The sequence below is a fragment of the Thermodesulfobacteriota bacterium genome (assembly GCA_039028315.1).
Lineage (GTDB): Bacteria > Desulfobacterota_D > UBA1144 > Nemesobacterales > UBA2774 > CR02bin9.
On the sequence record JBCCIH010000057.1, the window covers coordinates 1 to 11,574 of the forward strand.

13 protein-coding genes are annotated in these 11,574 nt (G+C 40.0%); 5 read left to right on the plus strand and 8 right to left on the minus strand.

What is annotated here, in order from left to right:
* The 4 genes from nusB to AAF462_05050 all read right to left on the minus strand — a co-directional run.
* On the minus strand, positions 1-351 hold a 351-nt coding region (gene nusB / locus AAF462_05035), incomplete at its 3' end, for a transcription antitermination factor NusB (protein MEM7008482.1).
* 11 nt (positions 352-362) lie between these two features.
* Positions 363-839, minus strand: a complete 477-nt coding sequence (gene ribH / locus AAF462_05040) for a 6,7-dimethyl-8-ribityllumazine synthase (GenBank protein ID MEM7008483.1) — start codon at positions 837-839, stop codon at positions 363-365.
* Between the two features lie 10 nt (positions 840-849).
* Positions 850-2,061 carry a bifunctional 3,4-dihydroxy-2-butanone-4-phosphate synthase/GTP cyclohydrolase II gene (locus AAF462_05045; GenBank protein ID MEM7008484.1) on the minus strand — a complete coding sequence of 404 codons (1,212 nt, stop codon included), beginning with the start codon at positions 2,059-2,061 and terminating at the stop codon, positions 850-852.
* A 118-nt stretch (positions 2,062-2,179) separates the two neighbouring features.
* Positions 2,180-3,184 carry an FAD:protein FMN transferase gene (locus AAF462_05050; GenBank protein MEM7008485.1) on the minus strand — a complete coding sequence of 335 codons (1,005 nt, stop codon included), beginning with the start codon at positions 3,182-3,184 and terminating at the stop codon, positions 2,180-2,182.
* Positions 3,185-3,313: 129 nt separating this feature from the next.
* On the opposite strand from AAF462_05050, the gene AAF462_05055 reads away from it, so the two are divergent.
* The 4 genes from AAF462_05055 to guaA all read left to right on the plus strand — a co-directional run bounded on the left by AAF462_05055 (position 3,314) and on the right by guaA (position 8,355).
* Positions 3,314-4,522, plus strand: coding sequence for a zinc-ribbon domain-containing protein (locus tag AAF462_05055; GenBank protein MEM7008486.1), 1,209 nt, complete (start codon positions 3,314-3,316; stop codon positions 4,520-4,522).
* Positions 4,523-4,703: 181 nt separating this feature from the next.
* Positions 4,704-5,279 carry a hypothetical protein gene (locus AAF462_05060; GenBank protein MEM7008487.1) on the plus strand — a complete coding sequence of 192 codons (576 nt, stop codon included), beginning with the start codon at positions 4,704-4,706 and terminating at the stop codon, positions 5,277-5,279.
* A 6-nt stretch (positions 5,280-5,285) separates the two neighbouring features.
* Complete coding sequence (guaB, locus tag AAF462_05065; protein MEM7008488.1) at positions 5,286-6,761, plus strand: IMP dehydrogenase; 1,476 nt, start codon at positions 5,286-5,288, stop codon at positions 6,759-6,761.
* 61 nt (positions 6,762-6,822) lie between these two features.
* On the plus strand, positions 6,823-8,355 hold the full coding sequence (gene guaA / locus AAF462_05070) for a glutamine-hydrolyzing GMP synthase (protein ID MEM7008489.1): 1,533 nt from the start codon (positions 6,823-6,825) through the stop codon (positions 8,353-8,355).
* A gap of 10 nt (positions 8,356-8,365) precedes the next feature.
* Here the strand turns inward: guaA and AAF462_05075 are convergent, their stop codons facing one another.
* The 4 genes from AAF462_05075 to AAF462_05090 all read right to left on the minus strand — a co-directional run bounded on the left by AAF462_05075 (position 8,366) and on the right by AAF462_05090 (position 10,840).
* Positions 8,366-8,575 (minus strand): hypothetical protein, encoded by a 210-nt coding sequence (locus AAF462_05075; protein MEM7008490.1) that lies wholly within the window; start codon positions 8,573-8,575, stop codon positions 8,366-8,368.
* Entirely contained in the window at positions 8,572-8,796 is a 225-nt protein-coding gene (locus AAF462_05080) for a hypothetical protein (protein MEM7008491.1), read from the minus strand. Before AAF462_05080 ends, AAF462_05075 begins: the two co-directional genes overlap by 4 nt.
* An 82-nt stretch (positions 8,797-8,878) precedes the next feature.
* Positions 8,879-9,799 carry an SDR family NAD(P)-dependent oxidoreductase gene (locus AAF462_05085; protein ID MEM7008492.1) on the minus strand — a complete coding sequence of 307 codons (921 nt, stop codon included), beginning with the start codon at positions 9,797-9,799 and terminating at the stop codon, positions 8,879-8,881.
* 42 nt (positions 9,800-9,841) lie between these two features.
* Positions 9,842-10,840, minus strand: coding sequence for an LLM class flavin-dependent oxidoreductase (locus tag AAF462_05090; GenBank protein ID MEM7008493.1), 999 nt, complete (start codon positions 10,838-10,840; stop codon positions 9,842-9,844).
* 104 nt (positions 10,841-10,944) lie between these two features.
* On the opposite strand from AAF462_05090, the gene AAF462_05095 reads away from it, so the two are divergent.
* The coding region (locus AAF462_05095) for an aminopeptidase (GenBank protein MEM7008494.1) at positions 10,945-11,574 on the plus strand (630 nt) is incomplete at its 3' end.

Below are 11,574 nucleotides of genomic sequence, written 5' to 3' on the forward strand. Positions count from 1 at the left end.
TAGCTCAACGGCCTCGTTTATGGTAACAGGAGCGGGTATGTTCCTCAAGTAAACCAACTCGTAGAGAGCTATTCTCAGAATATTCCTGTCAATCGTAGACATTCTATTAAGGCTCCAGTGCTCTGAGAATTTAGTTATTACGCTGTCTAATTGTTCTATGTTTGAGCAAGAACCCCTCATCAGCACCTCAGAGAATTCTTTGGTGTCATCATCTAAACTGTCTTCTTCTCTATCCCAAAAAGAAGACAATAAAGTGTCTATATCTTCTGAACTGTCAGAAGATTCATTAAGTGAATCGTATTGATAAAGAAATTGGAGCGCAAGCTCCCTCGCCTGTCTCCGTGTACCCATGTGGAAGGTTATTACCTTTTCTTAGATAGAGCTTTATCCAAATTCGCCATCTCAACCGCAGAGAATGCTGCTTCTGCCCCTCGGTTACCGGCTTTGGAACCTGCTCTCTCAATAGCCTGTTCTAAAGTTTCTGTAGTTATCACTCCAGATGATACTGGAATATTATGTTCAAGTCCGATTGATGCTAGCTGGCTCGTAACTGTAGAGGCTAAGAAATCAAAATGAGATGTTTGACCTCTTATAATTGCACCAAGAGCAATGATAGCATTATATTTTTTTGTTTCTGCAGCTTTTTTAACTGCGTGGAGTATTTCATATGAACCAGGGACTTTTATTATATCGATGTCTTTGTCAGCGGCATTATGCCTGATAAGCACATCTAGCGCTCCGCTCATGAGCTTGTCTGTAATAAAGTCATTAAATCTGCCGACAACTATGGCAAATTTAAGCCCCTTTGCATCAAGTTTTCCTTCATATACCTGAGGCATAATAACCTCCTTACTCGTCAACCATAGACAACAGATGACCAAGTTTTTCTTTCTTTACCTTTAAATAATTAGAATTATTATCGTTTGGTATGATTTCAATAGGCACTCTTTCAACAACCTCGAGACCAAATCCCTCAATACCTTTTATTTTTTTAGGGTTATTAGTAAGAAGCCTCATCTGTCTTACTCCCAAATCGCGCAGTATCTGAGCACCAATCCCATAATCCCTAAGGTCGGGCTTAAACCCAAGAGCCTCATTTGCTTCAACTGTATCAAGACCGTCATCCTGTAGTGCATATGCCTTAAGTTTGTTAACGAGTCCTATCCCCCGGCCCTCTTGTCTCATATAGAGAATAACCCCTGTTCCTTCCTTTTCAATCATCCTCATAGCATGTTTAACCTGTGGGCCGCAATCACACCTGAGAGATCCAAACACATCACTCGTAAGACACTCAGAATGTACTCTAACAAGTACTCCTTTATCAGATGGTATATCACCTTTTACAAATGCAACATGGTTCTGTGGATCTATATCACTTTCATATACAATCGCCCTGAAATCACCGAATTCGGTAGGTATCATTGCAGACGCTGCTTCTCTAACAAGGCTTTCAGAACTAAGTCGGTAACTGATCAGATCCGCGATAGATGCTATTTTAATATCATGTTTTTCTGCAAATTTCTCTAAATCAGGAAGGCGTGCCATATCACCATCGTCGTTCATTATTTCGCAAATAACTGCAGCCGGTTTTAATCCTGCAAGTCTCGAGAGATCAACCGAGCCCTCTGTGTGACCTGCTCTAACCAACACTCCTCCTGGTCTTGATATTAAAGGAAAAACATGACCTGGCCGAATAAAATCCTGAGGCTTTGCATCATCAGATATGGCTAAACTTACAGTAGATGCTCTATCAAAAGCGGAGATTCCTGTAGTTACGTCTTTAATAGCATCAATAGAAATAGTAAAAGCAGTATGCTCAGGAACTGAATTATATTCTGGCTTAATTGGCTGAAGACCAATCTTATCTGCATTTTCTTTGGTTAAAGCCAAGCATATTAGTCCTCTACCATGCGTAGCCATGAAATTAATAGTTTCAGCGCTGGCATATTCAGCTGCAACGACTAAATCACCTTCATTTTCCCTATCCTTGTCATCGACAAGGATCACCATCTTGCCATTTTGTATGTCTGAAATAGCTTCTTCAATAGTACTAATGGGCATTTCTTTTTTTCACCCCATATAAGAATTAAAAATAGCCTAAATTCATAGGCTTATCCAACGTAGAATATATGCAACACTATAACTTTGTCAAATATTGCGGGCACGCTTTTTTAGCTGATTATTGGACATTTTCTGTAACGACAAGATCGGCTACTAGGTTCGTAAATGCTTTGTTATAATAGGTTTTTTTATCAGCATATACGATAAACACCCCTATGTCTTTATGTTCCTCTACAAACATAAGGGCTTTTTGACTACCCATAACAAATAGTGCTGTAGCATAGGCATCAGCGAGAGCAGCGCTTTGATCCATTACAACTGTCAGGCTCAAAAAATCATGACCTGGTTTTCCAGTCTCAGGAATAATTAAATGATGATAGACATTTCCATCAACGTTTATATATCTCTCATAACTTCCGCTTGTTGATATTGCTAAATCTTTATTTGCAGTTTTGAATGTCGCAATCGCTCCTATATTGTTGGGATTTTGTATAGCTATTTCCGCAGTATGACCAAAGACTTTAAAATCTCCGGATAATGATACCACCCCACTTTCAACTCCCCTATCTTTTAGTACATCCACAGCGCTCTGTACTGCAAAACCCTTTCCAATGCCGCCAAGATCAATCATCATCCCTTTTCTTTTTAAATATGCGGTATCACCTTTGAGAATTAAATCTTTATAATTTACAAGAGCTTTTGCCTTATCTATTTGTTCAATATTAGGCTCTGTGCCGTCATCTCTCCCAAATCTGTATACGGCTATAGTCAAGGCCCCTATGGTAGGATCAAAAGCACCGTCAGTTTGTGAGGCAATACTTTTAGAGAGCTTAAGTACCTTTTTTACCTGAGGATCAATATTGACAGGTGTTATACCTGCATTCTTATTTATAAGGCTTATTTGGCTGCTGGGATTATAATCCGACAAAAGGTTATCAAGTTCTTTTATCTTATTAAAAGCAGTATTAACATCCTCTTGATTGCCGCCATAAATCAGAACTCGGGCGTAGGTGCCCATATGAGACTGCATCCTCTCAATTGGCTCTAAATTAGTTGGACCTTCAGAGCAGGAAACTAAGAATAAGATCAAAGTGATGTAGACATAGATCTGTTTTACTCTCATAGCGCTATGATTATACTGAAATTAGAGTGATTTAGTATTGACTTAGTCATAAGAAGCCTATAATTTTTCAATTAACTAGAATTTATCTACGTTTCAGAATTTCTTCTGATTCATTTGGGAAGTGTTTAATTGATAATTCACTGCGAGAATTGTAATAGTAAATACAGGCTGGATGATTCCAGAATCTCTCCGCCCGGAAGCAGTGTTAGGTGCTCTAAATGCGGGCACATATTCTTTGTAGAAAAAAAGAAAGACCTGGGAGAAATGCAAAAAACACCTCTCACAGAAGAAACTCCCTTATTTGAAGATCTCAATGAAGAAATCAAGGCTGAAGAAAAACAAAATGATACAGCCGAAATAACCCAGAGCGCTGGATTTGAAAATGTTCATGATTTAAGACAACCGGAGTTGGATATCGACAATAAGCAAGCACAAGTTGATGATGACATGCTCGATCTGCCAACTGAAAAGCAAGAAGACCTTGAAGAATATATCGACAAGATAAATAGTGAAGAGCCTAATGACGAGCCGCAAGCTGCAGAGGAAATTCCTCCTATCAAAACTAATGATAATGCGATTGAGCAAGAGCTTGATGTAAAGGAGCCCAGCGATTTATTCGAAGATGAACCCAACATAGAAGCAGAAACAAATGAGCTGCACAATGAGAAAAGTTTTGATGATGAGCCTTCGGGGATAGAAGAAACTATGGAGTACGAAGACAAAGAGGTAGAACTTTCTAAAAAGGCAAGCGGATTCTTCGCCAAACTTATCTACACACTAATAACACTTGGCGCGCTTTTTGTAATAATAATTGCAAGTCTTGTTATTTTAATAAATGCCCAGATTCTACCAAAAGGCTCCTTATCTAATTTGACTACTTCGATCGAATCAATAATCCCATTTGAACTTACTGAGAAAGACATTCCTTTAGTGATAATCACTGAACATAAAGCCAGATGGATGAACACTATTAACGGGCCTGTGTATATTGTGTCAGGACTCATATCCAATGAGTCAAATGTTCCTGTTCATTACGTAAAACTGCGAAGCGAATTCATTGCAGCAGATAAAAAGCAGTTTGAAGATCTATTTTATGCCGGCAATACATTTACTGATAAGGAGCTCAAAGGCTCTCCTATAGAAACGATTCTACTAAAGCTGGACCAGAGAAACGGCGACATTGATGTTAATAACACGCGCAAGTTAGCCGGACTCAACTACAACATCCAACCTGGGGAATCAATACCTTTTTTCAGCGTATTCCCCGCTGAGGGAAGAATGCTGGGTCTTAAATACAATCTAGAAGTAATAGATTATAAAGAAGATACACAAAACTAATATATTCATAACATATAGCTTGCTAAGTGATAATCACTCAAGTAAACTACTCTAGATAATACTAAATATTCTAGTGTTGCCTCTCGATCAGATTTCTAAATATATTAAAATTTTTAGTTTAGTATAGAGAGAACTTCATTTAAATATTTAAGGAATATTTCATTAAAAGGCGAGGGAAAACATGAAATCCACCCTTCTTAAAATAAGTGTTAGTCAAGATGGTCTGCTACCTCAAGAAACTGCTGAGATTGCAACATTAGAGTTTCCTACTCTACCCAAAAAGCTTTTAAAAGCGCTTGGTTTTGAGAGGGTAGATTCAAAGACCTATGTGGGTGTATTACCGGTATTTATTAACTTAGGTGAAAAAGAGCAAGAAATAGAAATCGAGCTTGGCGTGACTCTTCCGGAGATGAGAAAGAAAATTATTGAGATCGTAAAAACTCCGGCAAGACTAATAGCAGTGGCCGATGAGAAAAAAGCGGCGGTGAAAGCTCCTGCAAGGAAAAAGGCGACAGCACCTGTAGAAAAAGAACCTGCAGCTGCAAAGAAAACCCCGGCTCCTAAAAAAGCTCCTGCAGCCAAGTCAAAAGCAGCTCCAAAGAAAGCTGCTTCTAGTACTAAGAAAACAACTGCAAAATCGACAGCGAAAACAAGTACTGCAAAAGCACGCACTACTAAATCTGCTAGTGCTAAACCAAAAGCTAAAGCAGCGGCTAAAACAACGACAACAAAAGCAAAACGAGCAAAAAAGGGATAAATCAAAATGAGTAACAAAGAAGTTCTAGAATGCCTAACATTCGATGATGTTCTTCTACTACCAGCTTACTCCGAGATTTTGCCCAATGATGTTGATATTTCCACACAGCTAACACCTAACATAAAGCTTAATCTCCCTATTGTAAGCGCTGCAATGGATACTGTGACAGAATCCAAAACAGCTATAGCTTTAGCACAAGAAGGCGGAATTGGGATAGTACATAGAAACTTAGATATCGCTGGGCAAACCGCTGAGGTTAAGAAGGTAAAAAAATATGAAAGCGGTATGATTGTTAATCCGCTCACAGTTCGCCCGAATCATACAGTTAAAGACGCTCTTGATATCATGCTTAATCAGAACATCACAGGACTTCCTGTGACCAAGCCGGATGAAACCCTTTTAGGAATTGTAACTTTCAGAGACCTTAGATTCGAGAAGAACCTTGATTACAAAGTTAAACAGATAATGACACCTAAGAAGAAACTTGTCACTGTTAAAGACGGTACTAATTTAGAAGAAGCAAAAGAGCTTCTGCATAAATTTAGAATCGAAAAGCTCCCTGTTGTAAATGACGATTTTAAACTCCGTGGTCTTATCACCATGAAAGACATTGAGAAGATTGAGAAATACCCAACCGCTTCTAAAGACAGTATGGGAAGACTAAGGTGCGGAGCCGCTGTTGGGGTAGGTGCTGATACAGAAGAAAGAATAGATTCTCTTTTAAAAGTAGGCTGCGATGTGATAGTTATTGATACAGCTCACGGTCATTCAAAGAGAGTTATTGATACTATTAAATATGTGAAATCTAATTTTAAAGGACTTGAATTAATTGCCGGCAATGTTGGAACAGGAGACGGAGCAAAAGCTGTAATTAAAGCTGGCGCCGATGCTGTAAAGGTAGGTGTCGGACCAGGTTCTATTTGCACAACCAGAATCATCGCAGGAATAGGAGTGCCTCAAATATCTGCGATTCAAGATGTAGCTGAAGCAGCTAAAAAGCAAAAAGTTCCAGTAATAGCTGATGGCGGAATTAAGTTCTCAGGCGATGTTGCTAAAGCCATAGCAGCGGGAGCAAACACCGTGATGATAGGAAACCTTTTTGCCGGAACAGATGAGGCGCCTGGAGAAGTAATACTATTTCAAGGAAGAACTTATAAAGTCTACAGAGGAATGGGCTCTATAGAGGCAATGAAAAAGGGCAGTAAAGACAGATATGCTCAGAACATCGGCGATGAGATGATAGATTCAAAGCTGGTTCCTGAAGGCATTGAAGGAAGGATTCCTATAAGAGGGCCTATTGGCGGAGTTATCTATCAGCTAATCGGCGGCCTCAGGGCTGGTATGGGCTATACAGGATGCAAGACAATAAACGAGCTTAGAACTAAAGCTAAGTTTATTAAAGTCACCAACGCAGGTCTCAGAGAAGGCCATGTGCATGACGTCATAATTACCAAAGAAGCTCCTAATTATAGAATTGAGTGATCAGGCTGTAAGATTTCACGTACTTAAAATTAACCTTAATAGTTTTCAATCAAAATAAAAAATGCACGATAAAATACTTGTTCTTGATTTCGGCTCACAGTACACCCAGCTCATAGCTAGAAGAACCAGAGAGCTTGGGGTTTATTCTGAAATTAGGCCCTTTAATACTAAATTAGATGAGATAAAAAAAGCTGCGCCCAAAGCAATAATACTATCAGGCGGGCCGGCAAGTGTATGGGATGACGGCTCTCCTACAATTGACACAGAGTTGTTAGAACTCGGCATACCCATACTCGGCATATGCTATGGAATGCAGCTTAGCGTTCATCTTCTCGATGGCAAAGTGGAAAAATCTGACAAACGAGAGTTCGGCCCGGCAAAGCTTGAGATATTGGACGACTCTGATCTGCTTTCAAACATCTCCAACAATAGCGCAATCTGGATGTCTCACGGCGATAGAGTGCTGGAGCTGCCCGAGGGTTTTAGCTCGATTGCAAAAAGCGGCAACTCCCCACATGCGGCTATTAAAAATAGCAAGCTTAAAATATACTGTACTCAGTTTCACCCGGAAGTAGTTCATACAGAATTTGGAAAAGAGATACTATCCAATTTCATTTTTAACATCTCAGGCTGTAAGAGCACATGGACATCAAAGTCATTTGCTGATTCAACAATAAAGGATATCAGGAATAAAGTTGGTGATTCAAAAGTAATCTGTGGTCTTTCAGGTGGTGTAGACTCAGCTGTTGCCGCTGTGATTATTCAGCATGCAATTGAGCAAAATCTATACTGCATATTCGTAGACACTGGTCTTATGAGACTAAATGAAGCCCAAGAAGTTGTGGAATCATTTAGAGACATGGGCCTTAACTTAATACACGTGGATGCAACTGATAGATTCTTTGAGAAGCTCAAAGGTGTCACAGATCCAGAGAGAAAAAGAAAAATTATAGGCGAGGAGTTTATTAATGTTTTTGATGATGAGGCGTCAAAAATTAAAGGAGCTGAGTTTTTAGCTCAGGGAACGCTTTATCCAGATGTTATTGAAAGCGTGAGTGTAAAAGGCCCATCGGCCACTATTAAATCACACCACAACGTTGGCGGGCTGCCGGAAAAAATGAACCTTAAACTGGTTGAGCCGCTTAGAGAACTATTTAAGGATGAAGTCAGGGCTGTGGGGCATGAGCTTGGAGTGCCGCCAAATATCCTAAACCGTCACCCGTTTCCAGGGCCTGGTCTTGGAATAAGAATCATGGGTGAGATCACAAAAGACCGTGTTGAAATTCTAAGACTCTCAGATCATATATTTATTGAGGAGATAAAAAAAGCTGATATTTATGATGATATTTGGCAGGCCTTTTGTGTCTATTTGCCTGTAAAAACAGTTGGTGTTATGGGTGATGAAAGAACTTATGAAGATGTGATTGCTCTTAGAGCTGTAACAAGCCTAGACGGCATGACTGCAAATTGGTCCCGCATCCCTTATGACGTGCTGGAGAATACTTCGGTAAGAATCATTAATGAAGTAAAGGGTATTAACCGAGTTGTATATGATATTTCTACCAAACCACCAAGTACTATAGAGTGGGAGTAGACTCTATAGCTTAGTTAACGGGCTTTTTAAATATTCCAAAGTCACCGGTAATAGATACGAGTTCCCAGGAATCTTTTCCCAGGTCATTTAAAGCACTCTCAATACCAGCCCCGGCATTTACTCTTCTAGCGTTAGCTGCTTCTTTGGATACCGCAATATCATGATCATTACTGCTCTGAAATAATGTGTCTATTGAAACTACTTTATAATCCCATCTCATTGGGTCTCTTCCTCTGCATCTTCATCCGAGTCTGATTCTTCTACTGAAATTTCCTCTTCGCCTTCAATTAAGTCTTCTTCAATTACTAAAGCCTCTCCCTTTTCTTCTACATCTGGAAGGTTCTTTAAATGCTGTTCGTAGTCTTTTTTAGAAATTGCGCCGTCTTTGATGTGGCGCTCGGCTACTCTTACGTCATATACAAAATCTTCTTTTTTGCTCATTACATAACCTCCGGAAAAACTAATGATACCCTATGAACTTTGTTAAGCAATCTAATCATTGTTATATCAAATTCAATAGTTTTTATTTATGAGCTGCAAACCAATCCCAAGTTTTCTTTATGCCTTTGGTTAAATCAGTCTCTGGTTTCCAGCCAAGTGTATTTTCTGCTAGATCTGCCTTTAAACTTATACTTTGCACTTCCCCTGGTCTTTCCTCTCCGTGTTCTACGATAAAATTACTGCCCGATGACTTTTTAAGCTCTGAAATCAAATCATTAACTGATGACTCAACCCCTGTTCCAATATTGTAGCTGCCTACCGGTGCATCTAGGCTTAGAAGGTTTGCCCTGGCGACATCCTCTACATATACATAGTCACGAGTTTGACTGCCGTCACCGAATATGGTGCAAGCTTTACCAGCGAGTATGCGGCTTGAGAAAATTGCTATAACACCAGCCTCGCCGTGAGGGTTTTGACGCGGGCCGTAAACATTAGCATATCTAAGCGCTACATATTTAAACCCATGAACATAGTTGTAGTAGCCTAGATATTTCTCTATTGCATACTTAGAGGTGCCGTAGGGGGAAATGGGGTACGGATAAGTTTTCTCGTCCGCTGGAATTATCTCGGGCTCTCCGTAAATTGCTCCTCCAGTTGAGGCAAAAATAAATTTCTTCACATCATTTTTAAGTGCAGCTTCAATCAAATTTAGAGTACCAATTATATTAATTTCGGCATCATTCATGGGGTTTTGGACAGACTTTCTAACATCTATCTGCGCTGCATGATGATCAATAATATCAGGCTTAAATTCAGAAATTATCTTATCTACATGCTCTTTATCTCTAATATCACATTTTATGAAGTGCGCGCTTTTATTTAAGTTTTCTTCAACTCCGGTCGATAGATCATCAATTATCACAACTTCGTGCCCAGACTCTACAAAACCGTCTGCTACCCACGACCCTATGAATCCTGCTCCGCCTGTCACTAATATTTTCATAATAATTCCTCTATAAATCCCTTAATTATCTCCGAGCCTGATTTAACTGCCAGGTGAAAGTGCTTCCATTGTCTCCCTCACCAGCTCACGCGACGCCTTAGGAGGGAAAAGTATGATAGGCAAATCTGCCCCGTGATCAATATACTGCTTTATTTTTAATTTAGCATTTTGAGCGCTTCCGCACACCGATAAATCCTGCATCATTTCTGATGTTACGCTTTCTAAAGCCGACTTTTTATCTCCATTTTTCCATGCTTCTACAATCTTGTCTGCCTCGCTCTTATAACCGTATCGTATCATGGCTTTATGATAATAAGTCCCCATACCGCCCACGTAATATGCAATATACTCCCTTATTACATCCGTGGCCAAGTCTACATCCCCCGAAACCGCAGCCGGTATATATGGATTAATCTCAACTATTCTTTTATTATCTGATTTCTGTGCGCCTTCATCTAAAAGAGTTTTCCCGTTTTCTAAATAGCCGGGAGGGACCAAGAACGGAATCCAGCCATCTGCCAGCTCCCCTGTGAGGCGAATGTTTTTTTCTCCCATGGCGGCAATGAAAATAGGCAAGTCATTTCTGATCGGTTTGAACTGCAAACGAAAATTCTTTAAGTTAAAAATCTCCCCTTCATAATTAACCCTTTCACTGTTTAATACCATACGGATGATTTCTACATATTCCCTTGTTGTTTGAAGGGGCTTTTGGAATGGAACTCCGTGCCATTTCTCAATCACTAAGGGTCCGCTAGTGCCAAGACCAAGTATCATGCGTCCTTCAGAGATTTCATCAAGAGTAGCTATGGTCTGGGCAATAACCGCTGCGGAGCGGCTGTAGATAGGAATTATTCCAGTGGCAAGTTTAATTTCTTTTGTATGAGCAGCTAGCAAACCTAAAATAGAAAAAGCATCTCTCCCCCACATCTCAGGCACCCATATGGAATCGTAGCCAAGTGCTTCAGCTAACTTCGCAAACTCTATAAGTTCATTTTTAGTTATGTTATTCCAGTAAGGACTTACCAGACCTATCTTTGCCACCTCTGAGCTCCTTTAGTAATAGAACTATTTATGGAAACCATAAGATAGGGCATATTATAATTGGAGTTACGCTAAGCACAAGAAATATATCTAAGGAGAATCTAATGGATCATCTAAAACCGGCTGCACAAATTGCACTAAAGGACTGCATGAATCTTCAAAAAGGAGAGAGGGTTCTCATCATAACTGATGAGCCTGCCCGAAATATCGGCTATGCACTTTGGGAAGGGGCAAAGGAGCTTGGGGCAGAGGCAATATTCACTGAGATCATAACTCCTAAATCAAATGGAGAAGAGCCGCCCGAGCCAGTAGCTGAGCTTATGAAGCTGGTAGACGTGATTCTCATACCCACTTCAAAGTCGCTTAGTCATACAGACTCTAGAAGAGAGGCGAGTAAGGCGGGGGTTAGGATCGCCACACTCCCGGGAATTACAGAGGATATGATGACAAGAACTTTAAATGCAGATTACAATGAAATAGCAAAGAAAAGTGACGCGCTCGCAGAAATAATCAGTAATTCCTCAAATATAAGAATTACAACTGAAAAAGGAACGGATATTAATCTTGCTGTAGAAGGTAGAGACGGCCATTCAGATACAGGGCTCAATCATAGCGCGGGGGATTTCAGCAACCTGCCTGCAGGAGAGGCCTATGTAGCGCCCATGGAAGGAAAATCTCAAGGCAATATAGTATTTGACGGGTCTATGGCGGGGGTTGGAATATTAGAGAATGAA